The sequence below is a fragment of the Anabaena sp. UHCC 0399 genome (assembly GCF_034931465.1).
GTDB classification, from domain to species: Bacteria; Cyanobacteriota; Cyanobacteriia; order Cyanobacteriales; family Nostocaceae; genus Trichormus; species Trichormus minutissimus.
In genome coordinates, this window is record NZ_JAYGGZ010000008.1 from 25,118 (window position 1) to 43,549 (window position 18,432).

General features: G+C 42.5%; 17 protein-coding genes, 1 tRNA gene and 1 pseudogene. 10 read left to right on the forward strand and 9 right to left on the reverse strand.

The window, feature by feature from the left end; all coding sequences use genetic code 11:
• The 8 genes from VB693_RS06320 to VB693_RS06355 all read left to right on the forward strand — a co-directional run.
• Window positions 1-1,860, forward strand: a 1,860-nt coding sequence (locus VB693_RS06320; protein WP_323265518.1) for a CHAT domain-containing protein, incomplete at its 5' end; no start/stop codon positions are given.
• 170 nt (window positions 1,861-2,030) lie between these two features.
• Complete coding sequence (locus VB693_RS06325; protein WP_323265519.1) at window positions 2,031-2,993, forward strand: trypsin-like serine peptidase; 963 nt, start codon at window positions 2,031-2,033, stop codon at window positions 2,991-2,993.
• A 266-nt stretch (window positions 2,994-3,259) separates the two neighbouring features.
• Window positions 3,260-3,550: a helix-turn-helix transcriptional regulator gene (locus VB693_RS06330; protein ID WP_323265520.1), complete on the forward strand. Its 291-nt coding sequence runs from the start codon at window positions 3,260-3,262 to the stop codon at window positions 3,548-3,550.
• A gap of 174 nt (window positions 3,551-3,724) precedes the next feature.
• Window positions 3,725-4,708: an alpha-ketoacid dehydrogenase subunit beta gene (locus VB693_RS06335; protein ID WP_190696228.1), complete on the forward strand. Its 984-nt coding sequence runs from the start codon at window positions 3,725-3,727 to the stop codon at window positions 4,706-4,708.
• A gap of 238 nt (window positions 4,709-4,946) precedes the next feature.
• On the forward strand, window positions 4,947-6,371 hold the full coding sequence (gene secD / locus VB693_RS06340) for a protein translocase subunit SecD (protein ID WP_323265601.1): 1,425 nt from the start codon (window positions 4,947-4,949) through the stop codon (window positions 6,369-6,371).
• Window positions 6,368-7,351 carry a protein translocase subunit SecF gene (secF, locus tag VB693_RS06345; protein WP_323265521.1) on the forward strand — a complete coding sequence of 328 codons (984 nt, stop codon included), beginning with the start codon at window positions 6,368-6,370 and terminating at the stop codon, window positions 7,349-7,351. Before secD ends, secF begins: the two co-directional genes overlap by 4 nt.
• A gap of 108 nt (window positions 7,352-7,459) precedes the next feature.
• Window positions 7,460-7,858 (forward strand): hypothetical protein, encoded by a 399-nt coding sequence (locus tag VB693_RS06350; protein WP_190696236.1) that lies wholly within the window; start codon window positions 7,460-7,462, stop codon window positions 7,856-7,858.
• Between the two features lie 139 nt (window positions 7,859-7,997).
• Window positions 7,998-8,468: a GNAT family N-acetyltransferase gene (locus VB693_RS06355; RefSeq protein ID WP_323265602.1), complete on the forward strand. Its 471-nt coding sequence runs from the start codon at window positions 7,998-8,000 to the stop codon at window positions 8,466-8,468.
• Here the strand turns inward: VB693_RS06355 and VB693_RS06360 are convergent.
• The 8 genes and pseudogenes from VB693_RS06360 to VB693_RS06395 form a co-directional block, all read right to left on the reverse strand.
• The gene (locus VB693_RS06360) at window positions 8,428-9,342 is read right to left on the reverse strand and encodes a HAMP domain-containing sensor histidine kinase (protein ID WP_323265522.1); all 915 of its coding nucleotides are present in this window, start codon (window positions 9,340-9,342) and stop codon (window positions 8,428-8,430) included. The two genes, VB693_RS06355 and VB693_RS06360, sit on opposite strands and share 41 nt — an antisense overlap.
• Before the next feature lie 64 nt (window positions 9,343-9,406).
• Entirely contained in the window at window positions 9,407-10,003 is a 597-nt protein-coding gene (locus tag VB693_RS06365; RefSeq protein ID WP_323265523.1) for an L-threonylcarbamoyladenylate synthase, read from the reverse strand.
• Between the two features lie 47 nt (window positions 10,004-10,050).
• Entirely contained in the window at window positions 10,051-10,965 is a 915-nt protein-coding gene (gene prmC, locus VB693_RS06370; RefSeq protein WP_323265524.1) for a peptide chain release factor N(5)-glutamine methyltransferase, read from the reverse strand.
• 3 nt (window positions 10,966-10,968) lie between these two features.
• Window positions 10,969-11,742: a Tic22 family protein gene (locus tag VB693_RS06375; RefSeq protein ID WP_323265603.1), complete on the reverse strand. Its 774-nt coding sequence runs from the start codon at window positions 11,740-11,742 to the stop codon at window positions 10,969-10,971.
• 138 nt (window positions 11,743-11,880) lie between these two features.
• Window positions 11,881-12,471, reverse strand: a pseudogene (locus VB693_RS06380) (S1 family peptidase); the annotation flags it as partial.
• A gap of 164 nt (window positions 12,472-12,635) precedes the next feature.
• Window positions 12,636-13,436: a Tic22 family protein gene (locus tag VB693_RS06385; RefSeq protein WP_323265525.1), complete on the reverse strand. Its 801-nt coding sequence runs from the start codon at window positions 13,434-13,436 to the stop codon at window positions 12,636-12,638.
• Window positions 13,437-14,021: 585 nt separating this feature from the next.
• A tRNA-Pro gene (locus VB693_RS06390) sits at window positions 14,022-14,095 on the reverse strand.
• A 92-nt stretch (window positions 14,096-14,187) separates the two neighbouring features.
• Window positions 14,188-14,742 carry a GNAT family N-acetyltransferase gene (locus VB693_RS06395; RefSeq protein ID WP_190696256.1) on the reverse strand — a complete coding sequence of 185 codons (555 nt, stop codon included), beginning with the start codon at window positions 14,740-14,742 and terminating at the stop codon, window positions 14,188-14,190.
• Between the two features lie 588 nt (window positions 14,743-15,330).
• Between VB693_RS06395 and VB693_RS06400 the strand changes: the two genes are divergently transcribed.
• Together VB693_RS06400 and VB693_RS06405 are read left to right on the forward strand one after the other, a co-directional pair.
• Complete coding sequence (locus VB693_RS06400; protein WP_011318303.1) at window positions 15,331-16,050, forward strand: hypothetical protein; 720 nt, start codon at window positions 15,331-15,333, stop codon at window positions 16,048-16,050.
• 319 nt (window positions 16,051-16,369) lie between these two features.
• On the forward strand, window positions 16,370-17,302 hold the full coding sequence (locus VB693_RS06405) for an alpha/beta hydrolase (RefSeq protein WP_323265526.1): 933 nt from the start codon (window positions 16,370-16,372) through the stop codon (window positions 17,300-17,302).
• A 47-nt stretch (window positions 17,303-17,349) separates the two neighbouring features.
• On the opposite strand, the gene tsaD is transcribed toward VB693_RS06405, so the two are convergent.
• On the reverse strand, window positions 17,350-18,399 hold the full coding sequence (gene tsaD, locus VB693_RS06410) for a tRNA (adenosine(37)-N6)-threonylcarbamoyltransferase complex transferase subunit TsaD (protein ID WP_190696262.1): 1,050 nt from the start codon (window positions 18,397-18,399) through the stop codon (window positions 17,350-17,352).
• Between the last annotated feature and the right edge of the window lie 33 nt (window positions 18,400-18,432).

The following is an 18,432-nucleotide window of genomic DNA, read 5'->3' on the forward strand; positions in this document are numbered from 1 at the left end:
CCCATACTCCAGGCAGTGGGGGACAGGAGTGGGGAAGCCAATACCCTTTTAAACTTAGCTTACTTAGAACGCAACAGAGGCAACCTGGAACAAGCCCGCACACATATTGAAGCCGCTATCGACATCATTGAAGATTTACGCACCAAAATCATTGACCAAAAACTGCGTACTTCCTACTTTGCCTCAGTGCAGAACTACTATAAATTCTACACCGACCTGCTGATGCAACTGCACAAAAAAGACCCCTCCCAGGGCTACGACGCATTAGCACTGAACATCAGTGAGCGTTCCCGCACTAGGGGTTTAGTAGAACTATTAACCCAAGCTAACGTCGATATTCGTAAAAATGTTGACCCCAAAGTCATTGCAGAAGAACGCCGTTTAAACTTGCTACTTGATGGCAGAGAACAACAACTATCACAACTAGTCAGTCAAAAACAACCACCAACCCAACTAGTAACAGCCACTAAAGAACAAATTGCACGCTTACTCAAACAACAGCAAGATTTAAAAAATCAAATCCGCACTACTAACCCGGAATATGCTGCGCTGAAATATCCCGAACCGCTTACCTTACCTCAAATTCAACAACAGTTAGATAAGGACACCGTATTATTGCAATATTCCTTGGATAAAGACCGCAGCTATCTATGGTTAGTCACCTCTAACTCTCTCAATACTTACGAACTCCCAGGAAATGAACTCCTAGAAAAAGCGGCGAGAAATTTACACCAACAATTAACACGTCCACTTGTTGCTGGTGCAACTCCAGAAGAACAAGCCCAATCTTTTGCTGATACAACTAAAGCCGCAAAGGAACTGAGTCAAATTATCCTTGCGCCTGTGGCTGGGAAGTTGGGAAGAAAACGTTTAGTGGTGGTGGCTGATGGTGTTTTGCATAAGATTCCATTTGCGGTGTTGGCTGACCTAACCCCCCAACCCCCTTCCCTGCAAGGGAAGGGGGAGCAGGAGAAGGAGCAGGAGAAAAATAAACTCCCCTCTCCGCTTCGGGGAGGGGTTGGGGGAGGGGTCAATTACCAACCTTTGTTAGTTAACCATGAAATTATTACTCTACCCTCAGTTACTAGCCTCGCCACCCACAGACAACAACTCAAAGGACGTAAACCCGCACCGAAAACCCTCGCGGTTATGGCTGACCCCGTATTCAATGCTGATGATACACGCGTCACTGGTAAAGCACCGCAAACTTCTGCATCTCTCGACCTAGAACTAGAACGTTCAGCCCTGAAAAGGTCGTTGAATAATCTTAATCGTAGTGGCTTAGATAGACTTCCCGGTACGCGCCAAGAAGCTGACGCGGTGTTGAAAATGGTGTCACCTCAAGAAAGTCTGCAAGCCTTTGACTTTGATGCTAACTACAACTTCGTGACTAGCCAACAACTAAGTCAATATCGCCTGTTGTTATTTGCCACTCATGGTATTTTCGATGACACTAACCCGGAATTATCAGGTATTGTGACATCTCTGGTAGATAAAGATGGTAAAGCGCAAAAAGGTTTCTTACGCCTCAACGATATTTTTAACCTCGACCTCCCCGCCGAGTTAATTGTCTTGAGTGCTTGCGAAAGCGGTCTAGGTAAGGAAGTCCAAGGGGAGGGCTTAATAGGGTTGACAAGGGGACTAATGTATGCAGGTTCAGCCCGGATTGTCGTGTCTTTGTGGAAGGTGAATGATCAAGCCACATCTTTATTAATGCAGGAATTATACACCCAAATCTTGAGGGAAGGGAAAACCCCTGCCGTAGCTCTGAGGGAGGCGCAATTGAAATTATGGCAACAGAAACAATGGCAAAACCCCCGTTTTTGGTCAGCTTTTACCATCCAGGGAACGTGGGACTGAAGAGGCAGGGGGCAGGGGGCAGGGGGCAGGGGGCAGGGGGCAGGGGGCAGGTGCGTTACGGCTTACGCCTAACACACCCTACTTCTCAGAGCTGCGTCTCTGCGCCTCTGCGTGAAACATAAAGAATCTCATAGCATCACTGATTAATTTGTAATTAAGGAGTTTGAACAATGACTAAAAAGCCTTTCTACAAGAAACCTTTGACCGTAATTTTAACTTGCTTCCTCGCAGGAATTTTGAGTTTTATAACTTTAGGCGGTTGGGTATCTGTCCAAGCAAAAGAAACAAAAGCACCAGAATTTATTAAACTCGAAGATGCAGGTAAATTAAATCTATTAAGTAATAGTAAGCCTTTCAAACCTGCTAATCTGCAACAATCTGAAAAACCCTATCCACCAGACAGAGCAATTATTGGTTGGGATGACCGTATTCCTATGATTAGTAGAGAATATCCTTGGTCAACGATTGGGCGAGTGCAGGGAACAACTACTGATTTTAAAAATTATCATTGCACAGGAACTTTAATCAGTGAAAATCTGGTTTTAACAAATGCTCATTGTGTGATTGACCCTTCAACCAATCAATTAAGTCGAGAAATCCGGTTTTTTCCTAATCTAATTAATGGTGTTGTTTCTAATAGAAGAGATATCGCTGTGGTTGAGCGTGTCATTTATGGTACTGATTTTACTGGGGATGAAATTACTAATCAAATCAATGATTGGGCAGTGATGGTAATTGATAAGCCTTTGGGTCGTAAGTATGGTTATTTAGGTTGGCAATCTCTTTCTACTGCCAGTTTCTTGAAAAATCAAGATAAACTCTTTTTTGTCGGTTATTCTGGTGACTTTCCTGATACTAGCAAAAAAGGTTATGAGTTCCTGTCTGCTGGTCGTGGTTGGACTGCTTCATATCAACCTGGATGCGGTATTGTTCAGGAGAAGCAGGGCGTATTATTCCATAATTGTGATACTACTGGGGGTTCTTCGGGTGGTGCGCTGATTGGTTTGATTGGTGGTGAGCCTTATATTGTGGCGTTGAATAATGCGGAAATGACAGATTCACGCACAAGGCGGGGGATTATTAATCTGGCGGTGAGGGTTGATTTCTTGGATAGGTTGTTTGCGAGAAATTAATTATTGGTAAAGGTTAAGTGAAGGTGAAACCCAACATACAGAGATTTGTTGGGTTTCCTTGCGTCAACCCAACCTTGTATATTGAGAGAAGTAGTAGGTTTTGTATGAGGTGTTACAGAAATTAGTGACTGAGTTTGTCAAAGAGTGGCGCGATCGCCTATAAAATAAACATAGATAATATATTTAGTCTTTTGAATTTCATAATTGACAAATAATGTCAATTAATTTAACAAAAAACTTTAATTTCTGCAAAGGGAGCATGAGATATGGATATGCAAGTCCTGAGAGAGCGTGCTGGTATCAGTCGCGCGGAAGTTGCCTTCAGGCTTGCAATCAGTGAAACTAGCGTTCGCAATTGGGAAGCTGGGCGGACTGAGCCAACGATGACCCCGAAAAAATACTTGGAAGCGTTACGTATATTTAAATGTACACCGGAAGAATTGGCGATCGCTAGCCAAAAGTCAATTAATCAACGACACAAGCGTAAACCAGGAAGGCCCAGACGCTTTCCAGAAGATCAGGTAACACAGGTAACTGATTCGCCAGTTTGCAGCTGATAGCCTGCTAATTCAAAGTCTATCTAAAAGTAGATAACTCTGGCTCAATTTCACAGTAGATAATTGCTGGATGATAACTTTTTCTGACTGATCTCTAACTAGTGCGATCGCTCACCATATTGGTCGCGGTAGCGCGATAAGATTCTAAAACAATAGTTGTAAAAAAAGGTCTAAATGGCAGAAACACTATTTTTCAACGCTTTGCGGGAAGCCATTGATGAAGAAATGGCGCGTGATTCCAGCGTATTTGTTCTTGGTGAAGACGTAGGACACTATGGCGGTTCTTACAAAGTTACCAAAGACCTACACCAAAAGTATGGTGACTTGAGAGTTTTAGATACTCCCATCGCCGAAAACAGCTTTACTGGTATAGCAGTAGGCGCAGCAATGACTGGGTTACGTCCGATAATTGAAGGCATGAACATGGGCTTTTTGCTCCTAGCCTTTAATCAAATCTCTAACAACGCTGGGATGTTGCGTTACACTTCCGGCGGTAACTTTAAGATTCCAATGGTGATTCGTGGCCCAGGTGGTGTAGGTAGACAACTAGGTGCAGAACACTCCCAACGTCTGGAAGCTTATTTTCAAGCCGTCCCAGGATTGAAGATTGTCACCTGTTCTACCCCTTACAACGCCAAAGGACTACTAAAAGCTGCTATCCGCGACGATAATCCAGTATTGTTCTTTGAACACGTTTTACTTTACAACTTAAAAGAAAATCTACCAGACGAAGAATACGTACTTCCCTTAGATAAAGCAGAGGTTGTCCGTAAAGGTAAAGATGTCACAATTTTAACTTACTCACGGATGCGTCATCATGTGATGCAAGCTGTAAAACCTTTAGAAAAACAAGGTTACGACCCAGAAGTAATTGATTTAATATCACTCAAACCATTAGATTTTGATACCATTGGTGCATCAATACGGAAAACCCATCGCGTCATTGTGGTAGAAGAATGTATGCGAACGGGCGGTATTGGCGCGGAATTAGTTGCGTCCATTAACGATCGCCTATTTGATGAATTGGATGCCCCAGTGCTAAGATTATCCTCCCAAGACATCCCTACCCCTTACAACGGCGCGCTGGAACGCCTGACGATTATTCAGCCAGAGCAAATTGTGGAAGCCGTGCAGAAAATGGTAGCAATGCGAGTCTAGGGAATAGGGACTGGGGACTGGGGAAAAGAAAGCAGGGGAAGCAGGGGGAGCAGGGGGAGCAAGGGGAGAAAAATACAATGCTTACTCGCTACTCCCTTACTCCTCACTCCTCACTCCTCACTCCTTACTCCTCACTCCTCACTCAGCACTCAGCACTCAGCACTCAGCACTCAGCACTCAGCACTCATAACTGATGCAAAGAGCGTTATTATAGCGTTTGTCAGTTGCGAGTTATGGTATGCAGAGACAGCGATCGCTTTTAGCGTTGATATTCGTTTTAGTCATAGCCGCCGTTGCGGCCATTGCGTTGATTCCTGTCCCCTTGGGGTTAGACTTACGCGGGGGTTCACAGCTTACTATCCAGGTGAAACCCTCAGCTGAAATCAAGCAAATCACTGAACGTGAATTAGATGGGGTGAAAAAAGTTGTTGAAGGTCGGATTAATGGTTTGGGTGTTTCCGAACCAGTTATCCAAACTGTAGGTACAGATAAAATCCTGGTTCAGTTACCAGGAGTAAACGACCCAGAACAAGCGGAAAGAGTTTTGGGTGGTACAGCACAGTTAGAATTTCGCCAACAAAAACCCACTACAGAAACTCAATTATTTGCTTTTCAAGCATCACGCGCCGAACTAAAAGTCAAGCAAGAAGAATTAAGAAAAAGTAACGATCAAGACGCAATTAATAAAAATTTAGAAGATTTACAGAAAAATAATCAAGCGATCGCCGAATTATTTGAGAGTACCAATCCTCCCCTTGATGGGAAGCATCTTCAAGATGCCTATGGTGAACCTACTCAACAAGGTAATAACTGGAATGTGGCTATTCGCTTCGACCCAACAGGTGGTGAACTATTTGCCAATCTAACCAAAAATCTGGCAGGTACAGGACGCAGCATCGGTATTTTTCTAGATAATGAACTGATCAGTTCTCCCGTTGTCGGGGTAGAATTTGCAGCTACTGGGATTACTGGTGGCGCGGCTGTAATTACAGGTAGATTTACCGCCCAAGAAGCCAATGATTTAGGCGTACAATTACGCGGTGGTGCTTTACCTGTACCAGTGGAAATTGCCGAAATTCGCACAGTTGGGGCAACCTTGGGTAAAGACAGTATCACCAGCAGCATCTATGCTGGGATTGGTGGTCTAATTTTAGTATTAATATTTATGGTGGTGTACTACAGACTACCAGGATTAATTGCGGATTTATCCTTAATTGTCTATGCCATTTTGACTTGGGCTACATTCTCTCTATTAGGTGTAACCCTCACGCTACCAGGAATCGCTGGATTTATTCTCAGTATCGGTATGGCAGTAGACGCAAACGTGCTAATTTTTGAACGCACACGGGAAGAATTAAGGACTGGTAAATCACTGTATCGTTCTGTAGAGTCAGGCTTTTACCGTGCTTTTTCCAGTATCTTAGATGGCAACGTCACAACAGTAATTGCCTGTGCAGCACTATTTTGGCTGGGTGCTGGTTTAGTCAAGGGCTTTGCTGTAACTCTAGCTTTGGGTGTAGTAGTCAGTATGTTCACAGCTATTACCTGTAGTCGCAGCTTAATGTTTGTTGCCATTTCCATTCCCGCACTGCGTAAACCAGAACTATTTTGTCCAAACCTGCCAGCATCAGGGGTATCTAACAAGGCAGAGGTAGCTCAATGAAACTCAGTATTAACAAATCGCGATCGCTCTGGTGGACTATTTCTTCTGCTATCACCTTAGCTGGTATTATCTCAATGGTGATTTCCTGGCAAAACCCCAACATTCGCGCACCCCTACGTCCGAGTTTGGATTTTGTCGGTGGCACAAGATTACAATTTGAACGAGATTGTACCAAACCAGGGAACTGTGACCAGCCATTAGATATTAACGTTGTGAGGGAAGTCGCTAAAGCCCAAGGACTTGGGGATAGCAGCATTCAAATCATTGCTGACAAAGAAACACGCCAAGATAATGGCATCTTAATTCGCACAAAAAACTTAGATCGCGAACAGCGTACCAATTTACAAAACGCCTTAAGTGAAAAAGTCGGCACTTTTGACGAGCAAAAAAATCAAATTGACACCGTAGGGCCGACCTTGGGGCGAGAGTTGTTTACCTCTGGTATCATCGCCCTGATTGTGTCTTTTGCAGGCATCATTGCTTATTTAAGCTTTCGGTTTCAGTTAGATTACGCCGTATTTGCGATCGTCGCCCTGTTTCACGACGTACTAATCACAACAGGCATCTTCTCAATTTTTGGTCTGGTTTTCGGCACGGAAGTAGATAGCTTATTTATTGTGGCTCTACTAACCATTACAGGTTTCTCTGTCAACGATACCGTAGTAATTTACGATCGCATTCGGGAAACATTAAAACTAAATCCTAACCAACCGATTACTGAGATTGTTGATGATGCAGTTAACCAAACTTTAGGCAGATCAATCAATACAACTTTGACCACCATGCTGCCATTGTTCGCTATCTTCCTATTTGGTGGTGAAACCCTGAAAAACTTCGCTTTAGCTCTAATTTTTGGCTTCATCGCCGGAGCATACTCCAGTATTTTCATCGCCAGCACCCTTTTAACAGTGTGGCGCGAACGTACAGCTAAATCCACAGTGGTAGCGACTGCTGGAGTAACTGATACATCTGTCGAGTAGTCAAGAGTCAACAGTCCCCAGGAGTTATTTAATTAATTTTGATTTTTGACTTTTGACTTTTGACTTTTGACTTTTAACTTGATTTGTCCCCAGTCCCTAGAATTGCCTATGACTCAACCAGAACAACCTGCAATTCCTGGCAATGAACAATCTTTAGCACAACAAGTCCAAAAGCTGCACCAGTTGACTGTGTATGGGAGGTGGCTATTTGTTGGGTTTTTATGGTTGACAATTGCGCCTCTATGTTTGTGGAATCTCCGCTCAGAAATTAGCTTGTGGCAACAATACTTTACTTGGGCAGCAGTGCGCTATGGACTTTTTTACCATCCACTATCTGCGATCGGTTTAGCTTTTTGTATTGGGATGACTACTTCTGTTTTAGTTTGGCAAAGTCGAAATATTTTGCTGGGTTTACCACGCCAAGAACAGCAACGCCTAGAAAAACAAGTATTTCAGATCCGCCAGCAAGGCCCTACTCATCCTTTGTGGAAGTGGGTGTGTCAATAGTCATTAGTCAATAGTCATTAGTTTTTCCCTGCTTCCTGCTCCCTGTCCCCTGTTGCATACACATACACGAACTCCGTAATTTCTTGCACAATATGATGTGAAGACAGTAAAACTACTGCCATATCGGAGTGCCTACATGATGAACTACCCTCAGATTCAGTTTCGTGAACATCGCCACGCTGAAATAGACCTTTACCAACTCCAAGAATTATTTAATCTTGCAGCTTTTTGGGCGAAAGGACGCAGTATTCAGGATTTGAGTATAGCTATTGCCAACAGCGATCCAGTGATTTCTGTATGGGATGCAGAAAGACTGATTGGTTTTGCCAGGGCAAATTCTGATTGTATCTATCGGGCGACAATTTGGGATGTGGTAATTCACCCAGAGTATCAGGGTACTGGACTAGGCAGCAAATTAGTCGAAACTGTTTTAAGTCATCCTCGGATGCAGGTTGAGCGAGTTTACTTGATGACTACTCACCAACAAAAATTCTACGAAAAAATTGGTTTCCAAGCTAATAGCACTACAACTATGGTGTTGGACAACCAATCGAATATTAGCACTTTGACTACTGTAGAAGTTCAGCTTCAAGAATCGCTAGGGGCATAGATATTTGTAGTCTAGTTAAAGGCTCTCTTTCCGAGATGGGAGATGGTAAAATATCTAACTTGCCTCCCATCACGTCTAACAGCTTTTGATTAAGTAATAGCTTCATACCTGAAGACAGACCAGTTTGATCTGGCTCAGGATTAACAGACTTATCGTTAGATGTAAGCAAATCTATAGATTCATGATTTAAGAAGGCATGATTAGGTAAATCTAGGGAAATTTGCACAAAATTACTATGAATAGCAGTAGAAATGCAAATACTACCCTCTGACATCTGATAAATAGCAGTATCTACTAAATTCATTAATATTTGCCTGAACCACCGTTTGTCAGCCAAAATACAAGTCTCGCTATCTGGAGGCAAAATTCGCAACTTTAAATTGCGATCTACTGCCAGCATATAAGTTAAGTTATAAACTTCTTGTAAAATCTCAGCTAAAGGTTGGGGCTGAATGTCTAGCTTGTTAGTCCCGTGTTCTGTTCGGACAACATTGAGAATTTCATCCATTAAATGTAATAGCTTTAATGCCCGTTCATGAGCTTGGGCAATAAATTCACGCTCTTCTGCTGGATCTTCGCATAAATCCGACAAAATTAACTGATGTAACCCAATCAGACCATTGAGAGGCGATCGCAATTCGTGGGTAGTCCTCGCTAAGAAACCCGCTTTAAACTGGCTCATTTCCTTAGCCATTTCATATGCTAGCTGCGTGTTCTTGATCTCTTCTGGGAATGATAGCGTCTGCTGTTTATCTGTTGGCTTTATTGCTGAATCACTAGCAATGGAATTTACAGAACGTTTTGTTAGTAATCCACGATAACCCACCCCTATTAATAGTCCTAAGCCGAGATATATCCAGTTACTCCAATTCATAATTTGGCAGTTATTAACTTTTTAATTGACCACAAAAATGAAAAATCAGTTTCCAACTTAAATATTAAACATCTAAGTTTACTGCACCTTGACGTAAAATTTGCCAATTGCTACCTGTCCATTTAGCAACAGTAGAAGGTTGACTCAGTGCAGTATTTTTACTGGAAAATTCCGTGGCTGTGGATTCCCAAGTCATTACTTCAGGAAACTGAGCCGCAATTTCTGCCATAGTTTCTAAAGCTGGCTGACCTGACAAATTAGCACTAGTAGTAGCTAGAGGGCCTGTTTGAGACAAAATTTTTTGAGCGATCGCACTTTTCGGAACTCGAATCCCAATTGTTGTGGGGTCAGTTGGATTCATCGCTTTTGGGACGCGATCGCTAGCCGGTAAAACCAATGTCAATCCTCCCGGCCAATACTGATCTACAACTTGCTGCCAAATCTGATATTCTGCTTCACTACCTTGGACATAAGGCCATAAATCTTCTGCATCAGCCGCCATCAAAATTAAAGGCTTATCTTGACTGCGCTGTTTAGTAGCAAAAATTAACGCCGCTTTTTCTGGTAAAACTGCCAGTGCTGGAACAGTATCCGTAGGAAAACTGACTACAAAACCAGAACACGCACTAGCTATTAATTCTTCTAAAGAAACTTTGGTCATAATTATGAGTTACGCAAACCATCACTTAACTACTCATAACTCATAACTCAGCACTTAACATAAGCTAAAGCAAAGCGTTCCACACCCTCTAAATCCGGGTGAATCTGAATGTTTTCATAACTACCTTGTTTTTGCAGGAGTGTTTTTACCTCCTCAGCCTGTCCAGCCATCATTTCAATTAACCATACGCCACCCGATCGCAAATAGCTGGGAGACACTTCTATCAAATGGCGAATGTCATCTAAGCCATCAACACCACCATCTAGAGCTAAATGAGGTTCATGGTTAACTACTTCCGGTTGTAGTGTCGGTACGATATCACTGGGAATATAGGGTGGGTTGGACACCATACCACTAAATTGACCTTTAAAGGCTGTTAACGGCTGCCACCATGACCCTTGATAAAATCGCATCCGATCAGCTAAACCTAGATTATGGGCGTTTTCTTGTGCGATCGCTAAAGCTTCTATGCTGTAATCAACAGCATGAATTGTAGACTCTGGAAAAGCGTCGGCCAGTCCCAAAGCGATCGCGCCACTACCAGTCCCCAAGTCTACCCAATGTCCTTGTTGTAGCTGTGACAAGACTTCACTCTTAGCCGCCATTACAGCTAAATCAATCAAGCATTCGGTTTCTGGTCTGGGAATTAACACCGCACTCGACACTTTTAATCTAAAATTTCGCCAAGGTGTACTGCCAGCAATGTACTGTACTGGCAAGCGATCATCTAAACGCCTCAGCCAAAACTGGTCTAACTCTTCTAAAGACAAAGCCATGATAATCTCAGCCTTGTCTTTAAAAGAGTCTAAACGCAGTGACAAGCGGTCTAAACCTGCTACTTCTTGCAGTAACCAATCTATTTCTGCTAGGGGAATATTATGCGCGATCGCTTTTGGAATTGCTCTATTGCGCCATTGCCAAAGTTGTAACCCAGAAACTAAATTTAGCTGTTGTTCTACCATTCCTTAACGTTGATTGGTCTTTGTCATCTGTGAATTTAAATTGAAGTTATTATCCTTCGGCAAAGTCCTAATATATTCCCTAGACTCTGTGGATGGCACTAAAACAACTTGGTTGAGCCAAGCATCATTTTTCTCTTGAAAGGTCTTGATCACTCCATCTACATCTATGACTTGAATATCAGCCTGGGGATGCTTTTGTTGAACTTGCTTTAATAAACGAACTGCATCTTGCTGACTGAAAAACAGAGGAATGAGTTGTTCTTTGCCATCTCTTAGTTGAACGGGTACATAGCCTTGATCCGGGGCAACTCTCACAGCGAAAACTGGTACACTCTTAAATTCATTTACCTGCCGACCACTTTGACGTAATAATTCCATAGCCGCTTTAACTTCCTGATCTACCGGCTTGAAAGCAAATACAAGACGATTAGGGTTGTTTTTAGTTCGTTGCAATTGCTGATAAATTACACCCAAGGGTACTGCCGTTACTTGTAAGTTTTTGACAATTGCCTCCATTTTGGGGTCTTTACCTTTGGCATTATTCCGTAGTTCTCTAATAAAAGTCTCAGCCTCTTGCCGACTTAAATAAACCCCTGTCACCGAACCACCTGTTTGTTGAGCGTTCTGACCTTTTGGTAAGGTACGGGTCAAGGGTAAACCTTTCTCGTTAGTAATCAAATATACAGGTATGGAGTCTAATTTATTTTTTATTACTTGGTCACGAACAAAGAAATCATCTGCTTGAGGTGTGGTCACTTTTGGTGCAGGCAACTTTATAGCCACATCTACCCCGATTTTTGCCGAAAGTCTGACAAAGGTGTTGATGGGAATACCCGCATTCCTACCTGATTTTACAGTAGCAACACTGGGATTTATCTGATCAAAATTAACATCAATTGCTGGTTCACCTCTACCATGAATGCCTATGACCTCACCTTTCTCATTCAGCACTGGCCCACCACTCATGCCTGGAAGTGTAGCATTGTCATAAAATAAGGTGTATCCGCCATCAACAGATATCTGAGTCGCATTAGCTAGAACTTGCCCATCCCGACAGTCATAAAAAGGGATTTCAATCCCGGCGTTCTTTTTCGGAAAACCAGTTATGTAAATATTTGTTCTTCTTGTGGCTACATCAGAATTACCCATTTTAGCCACTTGATAAGTTTGATTGCTAGTAAACTGCACAACTGCTAAATCTACCTTGTCTGACAAAGGTTTCACATTGCTGTATTTGAGTTGATGACGCTGATTATCTGGGGTGACAATTTCATATTTCAGATTTGGTTCTTGGACTACATGATAGGCAGTCAGGACGGTGTAAGTATCGCCTTCTCGCTTAATAATCACCCCAGAACCAGGTGTTTGACTATCAATTAATACAGTGATTTTTTCGGCAATGATATCTACTTCTTTCGTACAGGATATTGCTTGTGCTACCTGCGACTGTATTAGGGCGATCGCTACCCCTATGAAAATTGACAAGAGGTTGTATTTATAATTCATAGGACTTACGCATTGATCAAAATCATCAGCTATCAACGGTTGATTTGTCTAATATGAGCGCGATCGCTGCTGATCTAAATATTAGTCGCCAAAACTCTCAAACAGTCTATTTTCAGCTAATACAAGTAATTTCCCATTTGTACAATGCGTAAGTCCAACGTTGATTATTTTTTCGGAGCAGGTGCAGACGCTGGTCGATTTGGCGCAGGGGATTTTTTAACTAGCGATTGAATAAAACTGATGGACTCTCTCGATGGATACAGAACAATTTTATTGATCATAGGATCATTGCTGCTATTAAGAGCTTCCATCACACCAAACAGATCCACTACCTGAATCTCAGTATTAGCACCTTCCCCTGGTACAGCTTTTTTGAATTGATCTAACAGAGCCACCGCTTGCTCCTTCTCAAAGAAAAAAGGAATATATCGCTCGTTACCTTGTGCAAGAGGGATCGTTAAATAGCTATTCTCTTTCTTAAATTTAGGCACAAATAAGGGGATACCATTAAATTGATCCCCTTTTTGGCCACTCTGATTTAACAGGCTGACTGCTGAATCTACCTGTTGTTGCATTGGCATTAAAGTATAAATGGTCGCATCTGACTTCTTTTTGCCTTCTAGGACTATTTTATAGTAGTCGGCTAAGGACAGAGGTCTTACTTGTAGAGTAGTTGCCAGTTGGGGATTTTCTTTCTTGAGGCGATTGTCTAAAAATTTCTGAGCATCCTGCTTACTAATAAAAAATCCTACTTGAGAGATGCTTTTACCTTGGTTGTTCCTGGAAATAATTACAAATTCACCTTTAGCATTGGTAAGTGTAAAAACAGGAACTTCTTGCAGCTTTTTAACAACCTGCTCTTGTGGTAATGCTACTGCTTGTAGATTCCCTACTCCTGGTAAATCGGCTGATAATATACTGCCAGCAATACCCAATATTACGCCTAAGCGAACCAATGCTTTCATCACTTTTCCTCGCATCAATACTTCAATTTAGTTATTAAGTTAGACAAATAGTTGGATTTGCACAGCACCAACTAGTCTTAGTTATATAGCAATCCATTTGAGATGTGAAAAAGTTGTGGCAGTTGTTAAATCCTAACAACCATCTCTCAAAACGTGATATAGCGTTGCCTTGCTTGCGGGGAGGAGGTGAGGTTCTTTTACCTCACTCAAACGAGAAATGCTATATTAGCTCTTGAGAATTGCTATCTTGCTATTTGCTACTGGTAGACTGTGGTAAAGTCGTGTGTTTCTGAAATTCGCCTTGCTATGCGCCCAGAAATACTGTAAATGCCCATGATATGTAGCCTTTGTAGCATTTATGGCGCAAAAACTTTCCCACTTCAAGCAGTCAATGCCATTGTAGTGCTTTTCTACAAATGAGAGACATCATCAAATAGTTAATTGTTCCACCAATCCCCGTTCTAGACAATCAACCCAAAATTTTTATCCATAACGCAATTAATTGTGCATCTAGACAAAAGCTCTCCAAGCCTCATTCAACTTGGGCTTATATTATATGCTCATATGTCAAGAACTTACCCAAAGTCGGGATGACAGGATTTGAACCTGCGGCATCCTGCTCCCAAAGCAGGCGCGCTACCAAGCTGCGCTACATCCCGAATATTGCTGATTTTGTGTTAATCGGCATTATTAATATTATACCATAATAGCTGACTTTTTTATAGTCAGCTATAAATTTTGGTACAGAAAATTAATGCGGATACCAAAACATACCTTTGATACCTTCTGGATCTGCCATAAAACCCATAGTTCGGTAGAAATCCACCACATGAGGATCAGCAAAAAGAGTCACATTGCTAATCTCTTCACTTCTGAGTTTTTTGAGGACGTATTTCATCAATGCCTTACCCATTCCTTTACCTTGAAAGTCTGGATGAACTACCACATCCCAAATAGTGGCATTAAAGGCATGATCTGAGGTAGCACGGGCAAAACCAATCAACCGCCTCTGATTGCCTCGCACCTGCCACATTGTGGCTACGAGAAAACTATGCTCAATAGCTTTTTTTACTTTTCTTAAGGGACGACGCGACCAACCGACAGCATCACAAAGTTCTTCTAGTTCATACAGATCAATATCTCGCTCAGTGCTAAAAACAATACGTTCTGCACTCCGCGTGACTCCTGAGGCATCGCTGTTGGAGTAAGAGTTGCCTGTAGCGTCTACTGTATGCTCTTCAAAAGAGTTTGTTTTACTTGTTGTCGCAGATTCAGAAGTACTAAACCAAGTTTTCCAAAAACCCATGCCAACGTGGTTCGGGGAGTATAACTGAATTGGTTTCCACTATTAAAAGTGTTGATCCACTCTTAACACAACAGCCACCATATCTTTAACCCTTACTCTCAATTTTTTTGAAGATTATCGGGATTTTCCATGGCAACAGCCAGTTAGTAGCTTGTTTCATACCAATCATATTCAACTTTAGCACTTTGTTGTAGAGGCTAGGAGAAATTCAGTGAGCTACCCTGCAAGACGGATAGGACTTCCCAATTCAGATGATTGCAGGGCAAGATAGGGAACACTAGGGAGAATGGGGAAGAAGCACGTAAAAAAGTAAAAGGCAAAATCAAGGAATCTTTTGACTTTTTTATGTCCAGTCCCTAGTCCCCAGCCTTTCAATGAGTGGATTTGCAATGAGTGGATTTTAAATTATTCAATCCAAAATCTAAAATCTGTCTTGAAAAGTTGAGCCACTGCGTTGGACGGGTTTCCCGGCTTGTAGCAAGTGGCGTTCCTAGGTTGGGAAACCCGCCTACAGAACTTTCCGCAAAATCTAAAATTCTTAGTCCCCAATTCCCAGGCGAAATAAGCAAGCGAGTTTTAACACCCAAGATGGCTTCTGGCTTAAAATCTTCAACACTGGAACTCCTAAAACGCTTTAATCGAGCGTTTCCACAGTTTTATGAGCAATTCGTCAGCAGTGAAATTCAACTGCAAAATTTACGGTTAGCGTATCGTCTCTATAAAACCAAACGGGCTGTAATTGAGCTAAAACCAGAAGGTAGTAAAAGTGCCTTGCATTTTGCTTACCGCAATCAGTCCTTTCTCCTCAGCGATATTTTTGGTGTGCTAGCAGCTTATGGGCTAACAATCCACGGTCTGAGTTTATATGGGCAGATTCGCCCCCCCATGCTTGTTTTTATCAAACTTTTGGTATCTCGTGGTAGTAAAGCCTTGACGGAGAAAACCGCAGAAAATGTTTGTCGCGCCATTCGCGAGGCTTTGGGAGGGCGATTTGAAGTGGAAGAGATGTTGGCAGTAGAATTTAACCTAGACGTGGGTTTAGAACAGGTACAGACTGAGTTTTATGTCGATCCTGTATTTCATCTCCCAGCTTTAGTAATTGAGGCGGATAATCAGCCAGGGTTATTTTACAAGGTGATGTATGCTATTTGGCAGGAAGACCTTTTAGTTGTCAATGCTAATTTACTAGTTTGGCGGGGACGTACAAGGCTAATTCTCTACTTGTTAGGGCCTAATGAAAGCCTAATTCCTGAGTATTTAGGACATAAAATTGCTGAAGGAGTACGTCAAAGATTGTTGGGCAAGTAAACAGTTGTGAATCATAAGCAGGACTTACGCAAGTGTCACAATCGATAGTTGGTGCGTGACGCTATAAGTCTCACGACTACGTTCAAATACTTTCGCAGCGTCACACACCCTACGTAAAAAATATGCCAGTTGCGTAAGTCCTAATAAGAACAATAGTAGGTCATAATTCTTACTGCAATCCTCTATAACCCTACATTTTTCGTACTTGCCAAATCATTTTTGAATTTTTTAGCTTGCTTTTTATAGGGTATTTTGAATTTTCAATAGTTTGCCTGACTCTCTATCTAGTCGTACCCACTCTTAAGGGTACGATATAAATATGGCAACTATTGAAATCTTGGGTTTTCCACACGCATACGAGTTAACAGCTCCAACGTCCTGCCCCCATGCTTTAGTATTTATCCACGGTTGGCTAAATAGCCGTGGATATTGGCAACCTGTGATTTCTCGGTTGTCAGTTGATTTGCAGTGTCTTTCTTACGATTTACGAGGCTTTGGCGAATCTCAGTCTCAGCTAGATACTGATTTTAGTCAATCAGAAATTTCTGTTAGTTTGTCGTCTAGCTCTATTCGTACCCTTAGTTCCTCTGTTGAGTCTCTCCATACGCCAGATGCCTACGCTCAGGATTTAGTAGCCCTTCTGCAACAACTAAATATTACTAGTGCTTGGCTAATTGGTCACTCTTTAGGGGGTACGATCGCACTTTGGGCAGCCGCTCAAATGCCTGAGTGTATCAAGGGTGTAATCTGTATCAATGCAGGCGGTGGTATTTACCTGAAAGAAGCTTTTGAGCAGTTTCGTTCCGCCGGGCAGAAATTTTTACAAGTTCGTCCCCGTTGGCTGTCTCAAGTACCTTTAATTGATTTACTTTTTACCAGAAACAGTGTCTCTCGTCCTTTGGATCGCTATTGGGCGCGTCAGCGCGTGATTGATTTTGTTGTGGCTGATCCAGAAGCAGCTCTGGGATCATTATTAGAATCCACAACTGAAGAAGAAGTCAATCGTCTACCAACTTTAGTATCGCAGTTACAACAGCCAGTCTATTTTCTAGCTGGTGCTGACGATAAGGTCATGGAACCTAAGTACGTGCGTCATTTAGCTAGTTTTCATAGGCTTTTTCAATACTGTGGCGATAATGTGATTGAAATTCCTGATTGTGGACATCTGGCAATGTTGGAACAGCCAGATGCAGTGGCTAATCATATTCGGGCGATAGTTACAAAGCAGGAGTCAATAGTTAATAGTCAGTAGGGCATTGGGGTACATTTTACCCTGTCTACCTTTTCCTTTACACCCTCTCAGGACTCTGGTTGATATAACTTCATGACTTGGGTAAGTGGCAGTCGAGATTCTACACCCAACGTTAGGGGGGATGTATGACCACGGGATAAATGATCGGCGGCGGCGCAGGCGATCATGGCGGCGTTGTCGGTACAGAATTGTAATGGTGGGAAGAGGACACGGATGTTATGTTGAGAGGCTGCTGCTTGTAAGTTTTTCCTTAAGCCACTGTTGGCTGCTACTCCACCACCGACAGCAATTGTATCCAGACCATAATCAATGGCACAGGCGATCGCTCTTTTGGTTAATGCCTTGGCTACAGTTTCCTGAAAGCTGGCTGCTACGTCCGCCACTGGCACTGGTTTAGCATCTTTTTCTAACTGCTGTACTAAACGCAATACGGCCGTCTTTAAACCGCTAAAACTGCCATCATAGCGATGAAAACCTCCACCCGGTAAGGACACTTTCCCTTCTGGTAGAGCAAAGGCTTGGGCATTTCCGGTTTGCGCTAATTTATCAATGACTGGGCCACCTGGATAGCCCAACTTTAATAATCTAGCTACTTTATCAAAAGCTTCCCCGGCAGCATCATCACGAGTTTCACCTAGGGTTTCGTACATACCACATTCCTTAACATAAATCAAGCTTGTGTGTCCGCCGGAAACCAGTAAGCTAAGAAAAGGGGGATCTAAAGTTGGCTCACTCAAATAAGTGGCGTAGATGTGACCTTCGAGGTGATGAACTCCCAAAAATGGTTTATTGTACAAAATCGCTAAAGTTTTGGCCGCCGTTAACCCTACTAACAACGCTCCTACCAATCCAGGGGCGCAAGTGGCAGCGATCGCATCAATCTGTCCCCAATCTAATTGAGCTTGCTCTAATGCTTGAGCGATCGCCTGATTTATCGTTTCCAAATGCTGGCGAGATGCAACTTCTGGCACTACCCCACCGTACTGCTGATGTACGGGAATTTGGGAAGTAATAATACTACTGCAAACTTGACGATTTTTAACAATTGCCACGGCAGTTTCATCACAGCTAGTTTCTATTGCTAAAACAGTTACCATTGCTACAAAGGAGTAATTAAGTGCTGAGTTCCG